Source organism: Pseudomonas sp. QC2, assembly GCF_002859085.1.
Classification (GTDB): domain Bacteria; phylum Pseudomonadota; class Gammaproteobacteria; order Pseudomonadales; family Pseudomonadaceae; genus Aquipseudomonas; species Aquipseudomonas petroselini.
Window position 1 is genome coordinate 416,316 of sequence record NZ_PKKS01000008.1, and the last position, 15,695, is coordinate 432,010.

Here is a 15,695-nt window from a genome sequence, read left to right on the forward strand (position 1 = left end):
ATAGATATAACTTTCATTTAGTCGCTCTTCATAATGAGTGCAATTATTGAAACATGCTCAACCGCACAAACGCAGCAGAAACTCCGGAATTCGACTGTGCGCAAGCAGCTTCGCAATGAGATGACGAGGTGTTTTCAATGACGAAGCCCGCAGTTTCACCGTGACCTGCGGGTTCTTTGTTTTTGAAATTACTTGCTCAGGTTGATCTTAAGTTCCTGAGAAGCCTGCGCAATCGCGCTGCGCGGCGTCGGCAGATGGCTGAAGCCGTTCGACAGACCGAAATCGTGAATCATGCCGTTGTAGCGAACCGTCTTCACAGGCACACCCGCAGCGTCGAGCTTGCGGCCGTAAGCTTCAGCTTCATCGCGTAGGACATCGAATTCGGCTGTCTGGATCAGCGTCGGGGGCAAGCCCTTCAACTGTTCGGTCGTGGCCTGCAGTGGAGAAGCGTAAATCTGTTTGCGTGTCTCGGCGTCGGGTGCGTAATTGTCCCAGAACCAGGCCATCATGTCCTTCGTCAGGAAATAGCCGTTGGCAAACTCCTTGTACGACGGCGTGTCAAAATTGGAATCTGTCACTGGGCACAGCAACACTTGCGAGCGCAGTGCAGGTCCACCCTTCTCGTTCGCCATCAGGGCAACTACGGCGGCAATGTTCCCCCCAGCACTATTGCCGGCTACGGCGAGGCGAGTGCCGTCTACCTTGATATCTTCGCCATGTTCAGCGACCCATTTTGTCGCGGCATAGGCTTGCTCGGTGGCGACGCCATATGCTGCCTCTGGCGAGAGGCTGTAGTTGACGAAGACCGCCACCGCACCCGAGCCTACCACCAGGTCACGCACCAGTCGTTCGTGGGTCGGGAAGTCGCCCAACACCCAGCCGCCGCCATGGAAATACATGAACGCGGGCAGCGTCTTTTGTTGGCTACCGACCGGGCGCACGATGGTCAACTTCAGATCGCTGCCGTTGACGCGGATCGTCTTCTCACTGACATCAGCTGCTGGCAAGGCCACTTGAGGGGCAGCCTGGGCGCCCGCAAGCGCGGCACGGGCATCGACCGGCTTCATGGAATCGAGCGTCGGCACACCTTCAAGCGATTGCAAGAGTTTCGCCGTGTTGTGCTCAACTCCCGGGTATGTGGTGGCGGAGGCACTACCCGGCGCAAGAGTAACGACCGTAAAAGCGAGAGCGGAGGTAAGGGTTTTCATGACGGTTCCATTTGTATGGCTGAGTGCCGGGAAGCAATCAGCTACAGCAGACTCAAGGACGACAGAGGTTCAAGGCGCGACGTGGGTGTGAAAGATCTTGCTGACGACCGTCCACTTGCCATCGACTTTCAGCAGATGGAAAAAGTCGGTGAAAGAAATGCCTGACATGTCGTTGGCGTCGATGCGCGCGCTGGCCGCCGTACCGACAATCTCAATGCGGACGATAGCTGCCGGTGCATCTGGAGAGGGGCGAAAACCCTCATCAATCCCCTTGAACAGGATTGGAATTGCGCCACCGGCCAGCTTACCGTGGCCATCGACGCTAAACATGGTCGCTTGTTCATTGAAAGCTGGCTTCATGAGGCTGCTTTTTGCTTGCTTGCAGCCCTCGATGTACTGGTTCAGCACCTCGGTGACGGCTTGATATTCGTGTACGTAAGTAGGTTTGCTCATGGTTGACTCCTGCTTCATAGGATTGAGGATTAGCGCGCCCCAGCGGCGCGCGTTCGACGTGGACAAGTTCAGGCTTTGGTATCAAGCCATACAGACCCGTAACGCGTGTAGGCAGCAGGAATCTCAATGATTTCTTTCAAATCATCTGCTGCCGTGCGCACCCAGAACGGATCACGCAGCATTTGCCGGCCGACAAACACCAAGTCAGCTCGGCCGTTTTGCAGGATGTCTTCGGCCTGACGCCCACTCTGGATGACACCCACCGCACCCGTGGCAATATGCAATTCTTTGCGCAGCAACTCAGCGGCCGGGACTTGGTAACCAGGATAGGTCTGCACCTTGATCATCTTGATCCCGCCGGAGCTGCAGTCGATCAGATCGACGCCCTGCTCTTTCATCCAGCGACCGTATTCAAGGAACGACTCGGGGGTATTCCCGCCTTCGGCGTAATCAGAGCTGGAGATACGAACAAACAGAGGGCGATCGCCCCAATGGGTTTTGACTTCCTCCAGCACTTCGCGCAGGAAGCGATAGCGACGCTTGGCATCACCGCCATATTCGTCGTCGCGGGTATTGGCGAGTGGTGAGAGGAACTCACTCAGCAAATAACCATGTGCGGCATGGATCTCAAGCACATCAAAGCCCGCTTTACTGGCACGTCGTGCGGCATCGCCGTAGAGCTTTACCAACCCCGGAATTTCCTCAGCCGCGAGTGCGCGAGGCACGGGGCTGGTTTCCGTGAACGGGATAGCCGATGGCGCGATGTGAATGAGATTGGGCAGGTCAGCGTTGCGCCCCGCATGGCCGATCTGAGCACCGGCTTTTGCACCAAAGCTGTGAAGCAGTTCGGTCAGCGCTTTCAAGCCGACGATGTGTGCGTCACTCCAGATACCGAGGTCACCGGCCCCGATACGACCGTCGGCGTGGACTGCCAGCGTTTCCGGGAAAATCAGCCCCGTCTGCCCCAAGGCGCGAGCACCGTAATGCACTCGGTGCCACTCAGTGACAAAGCCGTCATCGGCAGCCATGTGCATGCACATCGGCGACATAACGACGCGGTTTTTTAGTTTAAGGCCTTTGATTTCATGAGGGGACAGCAACAAACTCATCTAACTAATTCCATAGTGATCGATATGGAATAATGATAATGTGCATATCCAATTTGCGTAAGTACGCACATTTTTGTGCTGTAGGTACATTTTTTATACCTAGGAGATTCCTTTGAAGAAATGCACCCCACAGAGTGAAGTTGAAGCGTTTGCCTGTCCTGTCGCCTTTACGGTGGATGTCATCGGCGGCAAATGGAAATCGCTCATACTGTTCCATCTGATGTCAGGAACGAAGCGGTTCAACGAATTGCGTCGGCTGATGCCAGATGTGACCCAGAGAATGCTCACGCTACAACTCAGAGAGCTGGAGACAGATAAGGTTATCCATCGCGAAATCTATCGAGAGGTCCCGCCCAAGGTCGAGTATTCCCTAACAGCATTAGGCAACACGCTTGCCCCACTGATCAGCGCGATGCGGGAGTGGGGAGCGGTGCATGAGCATGCAATCCTGGCATTCAGGCGCGCTGAGATTGATGCAAATTCATTTGAATCGCTCGCCTAACTTTAGATTCTTGTCAGGCAGACGAACGCCCCAGCGCAGGATAAAGAACCAGCACTGGGGCGTGGGCTTTGGTGGTTCCCGATCCACCTTGATGCCCATCCTTACCGAGCGCTTCTGGCCAAATGCTCGTAAGCCAGACGAGCTGATTGACCAACTACTTGGCGATGGACGTCACGCCCCTCCCCCTGGGATCAGATACGGGTTCAGGCACGCCGTGTTCCACCATGATTGCCTGGATATCACCATTGAAGCCCTGGTTTGCGAGGTTATAGCCTGCGCCTTCAACATCCTTCGCCAGTTGCCCCGAGATCGGTGCATAGGGTTCCCAGAAGATCGTGTTGGCAGGCAGCAACTGGTGGTGAAAACGCATCGCACCCACCGAATCTTTCAACCTAAGGTGGAAGTCGTACAGATTACTGACGACCTGGAAGATGGAAGTAAAAATCCGCGAGCCACCGGGTGTACCGATCACCAAGGCAACTTTTCCGTCCTTCAGGAAAATCGTCGGCGTCATCGAAGACAAGGGCCGCTTTCCGGGTTCGATGGCATTAGTGTCGGTGCCGACGACGCCCATCTGATTGGGCACTCCTGCCAATGCTGAAAAGTCATCCATCTCGTCATTGAGCAAAATGCCGGTTTTTTCCGCGACGACACCGGAGCCGAAAAAGCCATTGAGCGTGTAGGTGTTGGAAACGGCATTGCCCCATTTATCGACGATTGAGAAGTGCGTGGTCTGGGGTTTTTCCGGCGATTCAATATTCAGACCGGCGACAACCTTATTGGTGTCCGAAGGGACCGACAAATTGATCTGCGACGCCCGGCCCGCCAGGTAGTGCTCGTCGATCAACTCATGCACCGGCACCGTGTAAAAATCCGGATCGCCCAGGTACTGCGCCCGATCGGCAAACACCCGCTTCTCGATCTCCGCCACCAGGTGCATATAGCGCGCGGAATTGAGCGGCACGCCCTGGAAATCCTCGCGGCGCATCTCTTTCATCTTCAACAGTTGCACCAGCGCAACCCCGCCGGAGCTGGGCGGTGGAGCGGTGACAATCTGGAAGCCATTCCAGTTGGCTTGTATCGGCGTACGCCACACGGCTTTGTAGTCGGCCAGGTCCTGCGCGCTGATCAGGCCGCCATTGGCAATCATATCGGTCACGATCAGCGCAGCGGTTTTACCAGCGTAAAAACCTTTCGGTCCCAGCGCGGCGACGCGTTTAAGAACCGCCTCAAGTTCAGGCTGCTTGAAGGTAGTGCCTGCCTGCAGCTTGCCGAAATGTTCAGCGAAGTTGGTTTTACCGGCGAAGCGTTTAGCGTTTTCGGTTGCAGCAACACTGGCCAGTGCGTCATCGACGACGAAGCCGTGGTGCGCATAGCCAATGGCCGGCTCGATAAGCTGCGCCCATTTGAGCTTGCCAAAGCGTTTGTGCGCTTCCCACAGACCGGCGACCGTCCCCGGCACACCCACCGACCGGTGGCCGATCACACTGCCTTGCGGTTGGTCGGCAGCAATCACTTTTTTACCCGAGCTGTCGACGAACATGTCTCGCGTCGCTTTCAGCGGCGCACGCTCGCGGTAATCGAGAAAGTAGGGTTTGCCCTTGAGGTAGATGGTCATGAAACCGCCGCCGCCGATGTTCCCGGCTTCGGGGTAGGTCACGGCCAGGGAAAAGGCAACGGCGACAGCCGCATCCACGGCATTCCCGCCTTTGGCAAAGATTGCGTTGGCGGTGTCCGCAGCAAATTGGTCAGGTACGGCCACCGCAGAGTGCGTCAACGCCGTGCGTGGGCTGGCGACCGCCAGTTGATAAGTTCCCATAAATAGCAACACCATCCATAGTGCGACGCAGCGACGCGTCCGATAGAACACTGATTTCTTGCACATAGACCACCTGTTTTTTTTATAAATAATGGCAGCACAGTGGCAACTAACAGGGCACGATTATTTATCTGAATCGAGCACCCGGGCGCCTGAAAAGAATCAACACGCAACAACTTCTTATTGGTTTGTCAGCCAAAAAAAGAGCCCTCGACGCGGTTAACGTGGAAGGCTCTTGTGTGTCGCTGATTAAGCGTTCTGCTCGACCCCTACTGAGCTTTTTCGCTCCAGGGGGGCTTTCTCCCACTTGGCGATAACCAGGGGGGCGATTGCATTACCCAGCACGTTCAAGGTGGTAGTGCCGCTGTCGATGATCCGGAAGATCCCGGCAATCAACGCGACCCCTTCCAGCGGCAGCCCGGCAGACGCCAAAGTAGCCGACAGAATGATGATGGCGAACCCAGGTACACCCGCAGCGCCCTTTGACGTCAGCACCATCGTGACCACCAGCAAAATCTGCTGAGTCAGTGACAGGTCGATGCCATAGAGCTGGGCAATGAAGATCGTCGCCACACCGAGGAAGATCGAAGCACCGTCCAGGTTGAACGCATAACCCACCGGCACCACGAAGCTGACGATGCGCCGAGGCACGCCGTAGGCTTCCAGCTTGGTCATCAACTGCGGCATGACAGCCGCAGAAGCTGCACTGGAGAAGGCCAGAATCAGCTCATCGCGGAAGTACTTGATCAACTTGAAGACGTTTTCGCCGATCAGGTAGCAGATACCGCCGAGCATCACCAGGGCGAAGGTAATCAGCGCCAGGTACACCACACCGATCAACTTGAGCAACGGCAGCAACGAGGCAAATCCGAAGGTCGCTACAGTGGCGCCGATCATGCCGAATACACCGATCGGTGCGTAGGCCATGACAAACGACACCACCTTGAACATGGCGTCGGAGAAGCCCTGCACAACCGCTACAACCGGCGCACTTTTGGCTTTGGGCAACGTGTTCAACGCCATGCCCAGCAGCACCGCAAAGAACAGCACCGACAGCAACTTCCCTTCCGACATCGCGACAATCACGTTATCGGGCACGATGTTCTGCAGGATGATCAGCGCGCCTTTCGACGGCTCCATATGCACGGCTGCTGCGTTGTGCGCGATGCCCGCGATTTCGGTGCCTCTACCCGGCTCGAATATGTTGGCGAAACACAAGCCGAGCACGATGGCGAGGCTGGTGATTGCAAAGAAGTAGATCAACGACTTTGCGCCCATGCGACCGAACGATTTGTTATCACCGCCCCCAGCAATGCCGAGGATCATGCAGCAGAAAACAATCGGCACGACGACCATTTTCATCATCTTGATGAAGATATCACCGAGCGGTTTAAGGATTTCGGTACTGACCCAAACTTGATTTTCCGGGTGGGTATTGAAATACCAACCCACGAGCACGCCAAGCAACAGCCCGGCAACGATTTGCCAAACTAAGGGGATACGTTTCATGTCTAGCCTTTTTGTTGGAATGAAAGGACTGCGTGACGGCAGTAGCTAGATTCATGAGCTTCCAGCTCATTTATGTTTTCCTGGCGCACTCTTTGGCGTGCGCCAGGCTTTTATTATTTAGCGAACAGCTGGCTCATATCCTTGAACGCCTTGAACTCCAGCGCGTTGCCGCACGGGTCGAACAGGAACATGGTGGCTTGCTCGCCGACCTGGCCTTTAAAGCGAATGTAGGGTTCGATCACAAACTTGGTTGCGCGCGCTTTCAAGCGCTCGGCCAGGGCTTCCCATTGCGCCCACTCCAGGATGATGCCGAAGTGCGGAACCGGTACGTCGTGGCCGTCTACCGGGTTGCTGTGCACGCTTTCCTGCGAAGCAGTCTTAGGGTGCTCATGGATGACCAGTTGATGGCCGTAGAAATCGAAGTCTACCCACTGGTCGCTCGAGCGACCTTCGGAAAGACCGAACACCTCACCGTAGAAGTGACGTGTGGCGGCCAGGTCATACACAGGGATTGCGAGGTGGAAAGGAGAAAGACTCATCAGGACTCCGATAACAATTTTTTATTGGTTTGTGGTGCCGGACACCGTGGTCGCTGCCCGACGACTTTTTTGAAGGTGGATTTATGCTAAAGCCGCGCCCTCTTAAAAAAAATCAATATAAATTTTTCATAAGCACAATTTTATTTTGTTAATCGGCAGTCTTTGTTTACTGCTCCCAACCCGCCTGAATCGCATGGGTAATTTGATCGACAAACACCCTTGTTTTCGTCGGAACCAGCCGCCCCGGCGGCATAACGGCATAGATCCCACCCGCTTCCGCGCCTTCCCATTGCGAAAGTATTTGCACGAGCGTGCCGTCGCGCACCGCCGTTCCAGCCAACCAGTCAGGCGTCAGAATGATCCCAACACCCTCCACCGCCGCCTGTAAAAGCGACTCAGAACTGTCGGAGATCAGCGGCCCCGTAGGCCTGACAGTCTTTTGCTGGTTGCCGTTTTTCAGCACCCAATCCGGCCAGCTGGAGTGGCTGCAGAATCCCAGGCAGGCATGCTCGGCCAACGCTTCCAGGGTTTCGGGCTGGCCATGGAGCGCGAGGTAGCTGGGAGCGGCGTAAAGCCGATTGCGAAAAGGCGCGATCTGTTTTGCTACCAGCGTGCTGTCGCGCAGAACGCCGACGCGAATCGCAACATCAAAGCCTTCCGCCACGACATCCACGTACCGATCGGCAAAGCGCGCGTCCACGCGGATTTTCGGGTGCTGGGCAATAAATGCGGGCAGCAGCGGCGCGACCCATCGACGGCCAAAGGTGATGGGCAGTGACACCCTGAGCAAACCCTGGGGGCTGGTGGCGAAGTTACTCGCCTCCTGGCTCGCGCCGTCCAACTCATCAAGCAATGCGCGAACCCGCTGATAATACAGCGTCCCGACCTCTGTCAACGCCACGCGCCGCGTCGTCCTGGAAAGCAAACGTATACCAAGTCGCTCCTCCAACTGTCCGACCCGACGCGAAACAATCGTCGCGTCGCGCCCTATCACTTTGGCCGCTTCGGTGAAGCTGAGCGATTCCACCACTGCCACGAATGCCGATAACTCATCCAGCGTCACACGCCCTAATAATTCCTGCATTTTTTGCATGATAGTTATTCACAATCCAATGATTATCTCCAATTATGCAGCTGTTAGCCTGAGCGCAACATTCACACCTGACAGAGAAAACCGTAATGAAGACTTTTCTAAGCATCGGCACCGGTCCTGGCATTGGCTATGAAACAGCTGCACGTTTCGCCCTTGAAGGCTTCCGGGTCGTACTCAGTGCCCGTAACCTGGAAAAAACCCAGGCACTGGTCAAGCGCCTCCAAGAGGCTGGTTATGAAGCTTATGCCGAGCAGGTAGATGCTGCAGACCCGCAGGCTATCTCAAGGTTGGTCGAACATATTCAGACGCGCTTCGGCGGGCTCGATGTGACGCACTACAACGCCGCGATCATTCGCCAGGCGTCCCTTGCCGAGCAGCCACTCGACACCTTCAACCAGGACCTTAACGTCAACATCGGTGGCGCACTGGCGGCGGCACAGGCCAGCCTCAACCTTATGTACGCGCGCAAAAGCGGCACACTTCTGCTGACGGGTGGTTTTTTCGGCATTGAACCGAACGCGGATTACCTTTCGTTGAGCCTGGGTAAAGCCGGTATTCGCGCATTGACGGCGGGGCTCTTCGAGTCGGCGAAAACCCACAACGTGCATGTGGCCACGGTCACTGTAGCCGCGTTCGTCGAACCCGAATCCGAGGAGGCGGTGGGCATTGCCAAGGCTTTCTGGGACCTGCACAACCAGAAAGCGTCGAACTGGACGGCGGAAGTCACCTATTCGCGCTAACGCCATACCGTGCATATCACCTGTTAAACCCAGTGAGCACCGCCAAAAACGGTGCTCACTTTTTTCCAAGCCTTTTTTCTCCACACAGCGGCACCGCAATGTTAAATAATGTTAGATTAAAAAAACTTAACATTATCTGATCACTTCAGCCGTATCGCTCCAGCACGCATGACGCCCTGACGCGGCACTGCGCCATTGCCGCCTGATGATCGGTCGTGCTACCAGGGACTGGGCCTAGGCGGTCGACTTGGACCTGCGTCTGCAAGGCACGCTAACTGATCACCGCCCCTGCGCGCATTGGTGCGCAGGGGCTCCTAAAACAAAAACAATAGGACATCCCCATGCCTAGATTCAGCTCACGACCCGCGATCGGTCTGTTGTTTTCCCTAGCCTTGATCGGCTCCGCCGTCAGCGCCGCGCCGTTACCCGCCGCGACCGAGGGCGACTGGATCGCCCCGGAGTTCACCTTCCATTCCGGTGAAAAACTCGCCAATCTCAAACTGCACTACATAACCCTTGGCAACCCCAAGAACCCCGCCATCCTGTACTTGCACGGCACCTACCGGCCAGGCAGCGATGTGCTGAGCAAAGATTTTGGTGGCGAATTATTCGGTCCAGGCCAGCCGCTGGACGCGAGCAAGTACTACATCATTTCCACCGACGGCATTGGCGTTGGCCAATCCAGCAAACCCTCGGACGGCTTGCGCACTCGGTTTCCGGCGTACAACTACACCGACCTGGTTCAAGCCCAGTATCGGTTGGTCACCGAAGGCCTGGGTATCAAGCACCTTAGGCTGGTCATCGGCAACTCCATGGGCGGCATGCAAACGTGGATGTGGGGCCAGACTTGGCCGCAGATGATGGACGCATTGGTGCCCATGGCGTCCCAACCCACCGAAATGTCATCCCGCAACTGGATGATGCGCCGTTTGCTGGTGGAGTCGATCAAGCAGGACCCAGCCTGGAACAACGGTAACTACAGCGCGCAACCGCCGTCCCTGCGCTTGGCCAACGCAATGTTCAGCGTCGGGACCAGTGGCGGAACCCTGGCGTATCAGGCCGCCGCACCGACTCGCGCTCAGGCCGACAAGCTGGTGGATGAACGCCTCAGCGCTGCACAAACCGCCGACGCAAATGACTTTATCTACCAATGGCAATCGTCTGCCGACTACAACGCAGCCCTAGGCCTGGAAAAAATTCAGGCTCCTGTGATGGTCATCAACTCGGCGGACGATGAACGCAACCCGCCGGAAACCGGGCGGCTGGAGGCGTCGATGAAAGAACTCAAGCACGCACGGCTCTTACTTATCCCCGCCAGTGCCGAGACCCGTGGCCACGGCACCACGAGCATGGCGAAGTTTTACAGCAAGGAGCTGGGGCAGTTCATGCACGAGACTGAAAAGGCGCGCTAAACCCAACCGCCGACCTGTAACTCACTGCGCCTACTTCAACTCGCGGTCCTTGATATTGGCAATCGGCGCAAGCAGCGATGGGTCGAAGGGTTCCGGCGCACGACACTCGCGCAACCGTTGTACCAGGTCCGGATTGGCCAAGGCAGCCTTGCCGACGGCGATGATATCTGCGCCAGTCTGCAGGGCCTGTTCAGCACTCTGCGAGTCCTGCACTCCCCCATTGGCGATCAAGACGACGTTCGGCGCATAGCGACGGGTCAGTGCTACCAGGCTGGTCTCGTGACCGTCGAAGGCCGGCTGCGTGACTTGATGCTCCGTCACATGGATGTAGTCGACACCGGCGTCAGCCAAGCTGCCGAAGATCGCCTGCGCGTCATGTTCCCCACCCGCCCACTTGTGCTCAAAGTCATTGACCTTGCCCTGGGAAATACGCACCCCCACAGGCGAGTGCCCGACCACCTTTTTTACCGCTGCGATGACCTCAAGCGTCAGGCTCAAGCGCTGGCGAACATCACCGCCCCATCGATCTGCGCGTTGATTGGAGTAGTCCGTCATGAACTGATCCAGCAAATAGCCATTGGCGCCATGGATCTCGACACCGTCGAAACCTGCGACCTCAACAGCCCGCTTAGCCGCCTGGGCGAACCCATCAATGGCATCCGCGATAGCTTCATCGCTCATGGCCTGGGGCACCCGGTAGGCACCCTCGCCGTAATAGAACTTCATCTGCTGACCTTTCGGGCGAATGGCCGAAGGGCCGGCAGACTGCTCGACAAAACGGTTCGCTTGGCTCAGTGCGCCGGCATGCATGATCTGCGCGATTGCAGCGCTTTCATGGCGATGAATCGCCTCGACGACCTCGCGCCAGGCCAGCGCCTGTTCGCTGTCGGTGATACCGGGTTGGTTCAGGTAGCCCTGGGCATACTGTCGATCGGTGTAGATCCCCTCCGTGATTACCAAGCCAAAACCGCCACGGGCAAAACGCTCGTAGTATCGGGCCATCGCAGGTGTGGCATTGCCGCCCTCGCTCGCACTGACGCGTGTCATGGGTGCAAGCGCCATGCGGTTTTTCAGTTTAAGGGCGCCTATATCGAATGGAGTTACAATGCGCGGGTTTAATGCTGTCATGATTTGCCCTCAATTATTCACCAGCCACGACGATAAGCGAGGCAATAGCTCATTAGAAGCGCACGCTTGCAATAAGGCGCCTTAACGAAAATGGTTATAGCCATGCAGATTCCCGAAATAGAGGTGTTCGCCAACGTCGCCATCAGCAGCAGCCTGTCCGAGGCCGCACGGCGGCTTGGGTTGTCGGCGATGACCGTCTCACGGCGTTTGGCGGCCCTGGAAAAAGAGCTGGGTGTGCGCCTGGTACACCGTACTACGCGCTCCGTCGCACTCACGCCGGAAGGCGAAATGTACCTGCCTTACGCAAAGACCATGCTCGAGGCCAACGAAGCTGCGCGTGCCACATTGAAAACCAGTGCGGGCAGTGCCAGCGGCACATTGAGGGTCACCGCCCCCAGCGTTTTTGGCCAAACCGTCATCATGCCGTTGCTCCCGGCATTGCTGGCTGACAACCCGACCCTCAAGGTCGACCTGACGCTATCGGACAGCATCATCGACATCGCCGGGCTCGGCATTGATGTGGCCATCCGCATCGCCACACTGCGCGACTCAACGTTGGTGGCCACACCCCTGGCACCAAATCCTCGTGTGGTCTGCGCAAGCCCGGCCTACCTGGCGCAATGGGGTACGCCGACGGTGCTGGATGACCTCAATCATCATCAATGCATCGCATTGCACAGCATGCCTTACTGGCCGTTCACTCATGGCGAGAACGCCGTGGCCATTCGCGCTCAAGGAGCGTTTTCCGCCAACAGTGTCGAGGCGGTGCGCACTGCAAGCAAACAAGGCCTGGGCCTGGCCATGCTGACCTATTGGGACATCCGCAACGAGCTTGCTGAAGGTTCGCTCGCAAGGGTGAACCTTGAGGACGTGCTGCCCGAGCAACTTTCGATCACGGCGATGCTACCGACCCGTCGCCATGTTCCGCATAGAGTGCGCTTGTTCGTTGACCACTTGGAAGCGGAACTCAAGAGAGGCCAATGACGGGTAGCAGTCATCTGCCTCTCGAAACTGGAGACACGATGCTCCACCAACGCTTTTATGCAAGTCAGAATGACAGTTGCACTTACTGCGTCTTGATAAATTCCAGCATCATTTCGTTGCCGTCAAGAATGTCCGTACAGATCGCCTGCCTGGCGGCAACCCCATCACGGTTCTTCAGGGCTGCCAACACTTCCCAGTGGTGCTCGATCGCCATCTGCTCCGAAAAGTGATCGTAGGCCAGTGCGAGCAGTGGCCCGGTGCGCATCCATAGACTGTCCAGAAAGCCTCGCAACAGCGGCATTTGAGCGATGTCGGCAAAAAAGAAGTGGAACGCCTGGTTGAGGTTCAACGCTTCGCTCATGTCTTCACGATGAATTGCGTCAAGGTTGGCCTTGATGTTGGCCTCAATACGCTCCAAATCCTCATCGGTGACAAGGCTCGCCGCCGTCTCCGCAGCCAACCCCTCAAGTGCCAGCCGCACAGCGCGAATTTCCAAATATTGTTGGCTCGTCAAGATCGGAACGCGTATGTCCTTGGGCGTCTTCATGACTAACGCTTGCTCTTTCGCAAGCTGAAGAATCGCATCGCGCACAGGGGTGACGCTGGTGCCCAACTGCATGGCCAGGTCACGAATGCGAAGTTTGTCATCGGGCTTGAGCTTTCCCGTGACCAACGCTTCCCGTAGCGATGAATAGACGCTGGTGCCGAGATACGCGTGTTTTATTTCACCGATTGGGTAGCTCATATCAGATCCGAATGGAGGGAGAGGCTCTATTTGGCGGGAAACAAGGCCCCGACAGCACAGGGCTGCATCATCGCGGTTTTATGGAGAAAAAACCAGCTACACAACATGATGCATCATGCATTATTCTTCAGTTAGCGGTCCCATAAAACAGCGAGATCATCATGAGCACGACACGTTCCTCTCTAGCCGACAAAGACATGCGTCATCAATTGCACCCCTACACCAACGCCAGGGCTCACGAGGAACAGGGGCCATTGGTGATTGATCGAGGGGACGGGGTGTTCGTCATCGACGAAAACGGCAAACGTTACATCGAGGCCATGGCCGGGCTATGGAGCGCGGCCCTGGGCTTCAGCAACAAGCGACTGGTGGCGGCGGCTGAAAAGCAGATGTCTACCCTTCCCTTCTACCACCTGTTTGGTCATAAGGCCCACGCCCCCAGCATCGAGCTGGCGGAGAAGCTGATCAACATGGCACCGGTGCCCATGAGCAAGGTGTTCTTCACCAACTCCGGCTCCGAGGCCAACGACACCGTGATCAAGTTGGTCTGGTATCTCAATAATGCCCAGGGCAAACCGACCCGCAAAAAATTCATCAGCCGAATCGGCGGCTACCACGGAATTACGCTTGCCAGCGCCAGCCTCACGGGCCTGCCGGCCAACCAGCGCGGCTTCGACGTCCCGTTGCCAGGCTTCCTGCACGTCGGCTGCCCGCACCACTACCGCCATGCGCTACCGCATGAGACCGAGGAGCAATTTGCTGATCGACTTGCCGCTGAACTGGAGGCGTTGATCCTGAAAGAGGGTCCGGAAACCATCGCGGCCTTCGTCGGAGAGCCCTTGATGGGGGCCGGTGGCGTGATTGTGCCGCCGCGTACCTACTGGGAGAAAATCCAGCGAGTGTGCCGCAAGCACGACATTCTGATTGTCGCCGATGAGGTGATCTGTGGCTTCGGCCGTACCGGTACTATGTTCGGCAGCCAGACCTTCGGCATAGAACCGGACATCATGATTCTGTCCAAACAACTGTCGTCGTCCTACCAGCCGATATCGGCCATTCTGCTCAATGAGCGGGTGTATCAAGGCATCGCTGACCAGACGAAGTCCTTCGGCGCACTGGGCCATGGCTTTACCGGCGGCGGGCATCCTGTGGCGGCAGCCGTCGCGCTGGAAAACCTGAAAATCATTGATGAAGAAAACCTCGTGGCGCATGCCGCACAGATGGGTGAACTCCTGCGCAGAGGGTTGCAAACTTTCGGCGATCATCCGTTGGTCGGTGAGATCAGGGGGGCGGGCCTGATCGCAGCCGTCGAACTGGTCGCTGACCGCGCCACCAAGGCCCCCTTGGACGCGCCAGGCACGCTCGGGCGCTATCTGGCAGGACGTGCCCAGGCGCATGGCATGATCACGCGCAACATGGGCGACGCCATCGCTTTCTGCCCTCCGCTGATCATCAATGAAGATGAGGTGCGGTCAATCGTGGATCGGTTCGGCATGGCATTGGACGACACCAGCAAATGGGTCAATGGCTAAGTGAGCACCATGAAAAAGGCCTGGTGTGAACCAGGCCTTTTTTTGCTTCAACCACCGCGTCTTCAGTTCAGCTCAGCCAGAAACGCCGGCACCGCGTCAAACAAGTCCGCCACCAGGCCGTAATCAGCCACCTGGAAGATCGGTGCTTCTTCGTCCTTGTTGATCGCAACGATCACTTTGGAGTCTTTCATACCGGCCAAGTGCTGGATCGCGCCGGAGATACCGACGGCGATGTACAGCTGTGGCGCGACAATCTTGCCGGTCTGGCCGACCTGCATGTCGTTCGGTACAAAACCTGCGTCGATGGCCGCGCGGGAAGCGCCGACCGCAGCGCCCAGCTTGTCGGCCAGGGCGTACAGGTGCTTGAAGTTGTCACCGTTCTGCATGCCGCGACCGCCGGAAACGACGATCTTGGCAGCGGTCAGCTCAGGACGATCCGACTTGGCCAGCTCTTCGCCAACAAAACTGGATGTACCCGCATCGTGGGCAGCCGCAACAGCTTCAACGGCAGCCGAACCGCCTTCAGCAGCCACCGGGTCGAAACCGGTGGCGCGGACGGTGATGACTTTGACCGAAGCGTTCGATTGAACGGTAGCGATGGCGTTACCGGCGTAGATCGGGCGCTTGAAGGTGTCAGCGCTTTCGACCGAGATGATCTCGGAGATCTGGTCAACGTCCAGCTGCGCGGCAACGCGTGGCAGGATGTTTTTGCCGTTGGAAGTGGCGGCAGCCAGGATATGGCTGTAGCCAGCGCCCAGCTCTGCAACCAGCGGGGCGACGTTTTCCGGCAGTTGATGAGCGTAGGCCGCGTTGTCGGCGACCAGTACTTTGCTCACGCCAGCGATTTTTGCAGCGGCTTCAGCCACGGCGCCAACGTTTTGGCCGGCGACCAGGACGTGGATATCACCACCGATTTTGGCGG

15 protein-coding genes are annotated in these 15,695 nt (G+C 57.1%); 5 read left to right on the forward strand and 10 right to left on the reverse strand.

Annotation, left to right across the window (positions count from 1 at the left end; all coding sequences use genetic code 11):
* Positions 1-188: 188 nt before the first annotated feature.
* From QCBJ_RS08625 to namA, 3 genes are all read right to left on the reverse strand, one after another.
* Positions 189-1,208, reverse strand: a complete 1,020-nt coding sequence (locus tag QCBJ_RS08625) for an alpha/beta hydrolase (protein ID WP_102060561.1) — start codon at positions 1,206-1,208, stop codon at positions 189-191.
* Positions 1,209-1,277: 69 nt separating this feature from the next.
* The gene (locus QCBJ_RS08630) at positions 1,278-1,661 is read right to left on the reverse strand and encodes a nuclear transport factor 2 family protein (protein ID WP_102060562.1); all 384 of its coding nucleotides are present in this window, start codon (positions 1,659-1,661) and stop codon (positions 1,278-1,280) included.
* Positions 1,662-1,729: 68 nt separating this feature from the next.
* Positions 1,730-2,770, reverse strand: a complete 1,041-nt coding sequence (gene namA, locus QCBJ_RS08635) for an NADPH dehydrogenase NamA (protein WP_102060563.1) — start codon at positions 2,768-2,770, stop codon at positions 1,730-1,732.
* A gap of 112 nt (positions 2,771-2,882) precedes the next feature.
* Between namA and QCBJ_RS08640 the strand changes: the two genes are divergently transcribed.
* Positions 2,883-3,272: a helix-turn-helix domain-containing protein gene (locus QCBJ_RS08640; RefSeq protein ID WP_012724350.1), complete on the forward strand. Its 390-nt coding sequence runs from the start codon at positions 2,883-2,885 to the stop codon at positions 3,270-3,272.
* 154 nt (positions 3,273-3,426) lie between these two features.
* Here the strand turns inward: QCBJ_RS08640 and ggt are convergent, their stop codons facing one another.
* From ggt to QCBJ_RS08660, 4 genes are all read right to left on the reverse strand, one after another.
* Entirely contained in the window at positions 3,427-5,091 is a 1,665-nt protein-coding gene (gene ggt / locus QCBJ_RS08645; RefSeq protein WP_256581473.1) for a gamma-glutamyltransferase, read from the reverse strand.
* 249 nt (positions 5,092-5,340) lie between these two features.
* Entirely contained in the window at positions 5,341-6,600 is a 1,260-nt protein-coding gene (locus tag QCBJ_RS08650; protein ID WP_102060565.1) for a cation:dicarboxylate symporter family transporter, read from the reverse strand.
* 113 nt (positions 6,601-6,713) lie between these two features.
* Positions 6,714-7,139, reverse strand: a complete 426-nt coding sequence (locus QCBJ_RS08655; protein ID WP_032885513.1) for a VOC family protein — start codon at positions 7,137-7,139, stop codon at positions 6,714-6,716.
* 166 nt (positions 7,140-7,305) lie between these two features.
* Positions 7,306-8,232: a LysR family transcriptional regulator gene (locus QCBJ_RS08660; RefSeq protein ID WP_064052498.1), complete on the reverse strand. Its 927-nt coding sequence runs from the start codon at positions 8,230-8,232 to the stop codon at positions 7,306-7,308.
* 86 nt (positions 8,233-8,318) lie between these two features.
* Here QCBJ_RS08660 and QCBJ_RS08665 point away from each other — a divergent pair, with 86 nt between their 5' ends.
* Both QCBJ_RS08665 and QCBJ_RS08670 read left to right on the forward strand, forming a co-directional pair.
* A complete protein-coding gene (locus QCBJ_RS08665; RefSeq protein WP_064052497.1) occupies positions 8,319-8,972 on the forward strand; it encodes an SDR family oxidoreductase in 654 nt (217 codons plus the stop codon).
* Between the two features lie 341 nt (positions 8,973-9,313).
* Complete coding sequence (locus QCBJ_RS08670; protein WP_102060566.1) at positions 9,314-10,384, forward strand: alpha/beta fold hydrolase; 1,071 nt, start codon at positions 9,314-9,316, stop codon at positions 10,382-10,384.
* A 30-nt stretch (positions 10,385-10,414) separates the two neighbouring features.
* Here QCBJ_RS08670 and QCBJ_RS08675 read toward each other — a convergent pair whose 3' ends face one another.
* The gene (locus tag QCBJ_RS08675) at positions 10,415-11,512 is read right to left on the reverse strand and encodes a tRNA-dihydrouridine synthase (RefSeq protein WP_102060567.1); all 1,098 of its coding nucleotides are present in this window, start codon (positions 11,510-11,512) and stop codon (positions 10,415-10,417) included.
* 102 nt (positions 11,513-11,614) lie between these two features.
* On the opposite strand from QCBJ_RS08675, the gene QCBJ_RS08680 reads away from it, so the two are divergent.
* Positions 11,615-12,496 (forward strand): LysR family transcriptional regulator, encoded by an 882-nt coding sequence (locus QCBJ_RS08680; RefSeq protein ID WP_102060568.1) that lies wholly within the window; start codon positions 11,615-11,617, stop codon positions 12,494-12,496.
* Between the two features lie 82 nt (positions 12,497-12,578).
* Here QCBJ_RS08680 and QCBJ_RS08685 read toward each other — a convergent pair whose 3' ends face one another.
* Complete coding sequence (locus tag QCBJ_RS08685; RefSeq protein ID WP_102060569.1) at positions 12,579-13,241, reverse strand: GntR family transcriptional regulator; 663 nt, start codon at positions 13,239-13,241, stop codon at positions 12,579-12,581.
* 161 nt (positions 13,242-13,402) lie between these two features.
* Between QCBJ_RS08685 and QCBJ_RS08690 the strand changes: the two genes are divergently transcribed.
* Positions 13,403-14,773, forward strand: coding sequence for an aspartate aminotransferase family protein (locus QCBJ_RS08690; protein ID WP_102060570.1), 1,371 nt, complete (start codon positions 13,403-13,405; stop codon positions 14,771-14,773).
* Between the two features lie 62 nt (positions 14,774-14,835).
* Here QCBJ_RS08690 and QCBJ_RS08695 read toward each other — a convergent pair.
* A partial coding sequence (locus QCBJ_RS08695; RefSeq protein WP_102060571.1) for an electron transfer flavoprotein subunit alpha/FixB family protein occupies positions 14,836-15,695 on the reverse strand: 860 nt, incomplete at its 5' end.

Bases quoted from the DNA above. Each gene is read 5' to 3' on its own strand.
- QCBJ_RS08625 (WP_102060561.1), bottom strand. From the start codon at position 1,208: ATGAAAACCCTTACCTCCGCTCTCGCTTTTACGGTCGTTACTCTTGCG.
- QCBJ_RS08630 (WP_102060562.1), bottom strand. From the start codon at position 1,661: ATGAGCAAACCTACTTACGTACACGAATATCAAGCCGTCACCGAGGTG.
- namA (WP_102060563.1), bottom strand. From the start codon at position 2,770: ATGAGTTTGTTGCTGTCCCCTCATGAAATCAAAGGCCTTAAACTAAAA.
- ggt (WP_256581473.1), bottom strand. From the start codon at position 5,091: ATGGGAACTTATCAACTGGCGGTCGCCAGCCCACGCACGGCGTTGACG.
- QCBJ_RS08650 (WP_102060565.1), bottom strand. From the start codon at position 6,600: ATGAAACGTATCCCCTTAGTTTGGCAAATCGTTGCCGGGCTGTTGCTT.
- QCBJ_RS08655 (WP_032885513.1), bottom strand. From the start codon at position 7,139: ATGAGTCTTTCTCCTTTCCACCTCGCAATCCCTGTGTATGACCTGGCC.
- QCBJ_RS08660 (WP_064052498.1), bottom strand. From the start codon at position 8,232: ATGCAAAAAATGCAGGAATTATTAGGGCGTGTGACGCTGGATGAGTTA.
- QCBJ_RS08665 (WP_064052497.1), top strand. From the start codon at position 8,319: ATGAAGACTTTTCTAAGCATCGGCACCGGTCCTGGCATTGGCTATGAA.
- QCBJ_RS08670 (WP_102060566.1), top strand. From the start codon at position 9,314: ATGCCTAGATTCAGCTCACGACCCGCGATCGGTCTGTTGTTTTCCCTA.
- QCBJ_RS08675 (WP_102060567.1), bottom strand. From the start codon at position 11,512: ATGACAGCATTAAACCCGCGCATTGTAACTCCATTCGATATAGGCGCC.
- QCBJ_RS08680 (WP_102060568.1), top strand. From the start codon at position 11,615: ATGCAGATTCCCGAAATAGAGGTGTTCGCCAACGTCGCCATCAGCAGC.
- QCBJ_RS08685 (WP_102060569.1), bottom strand. From the start codon at position 13,241: ATGAGCTACCCAATCGGTGAAATAAAACACGCGTATCTCGGCACCAGC.
- QCBJ_RS08690 (WP_102060570.1), top strand. From the start codon at position 13,403: ATGAGCACGACACGTTCCTCTCTAGCCGACAAAGACATGCGTCATCAA.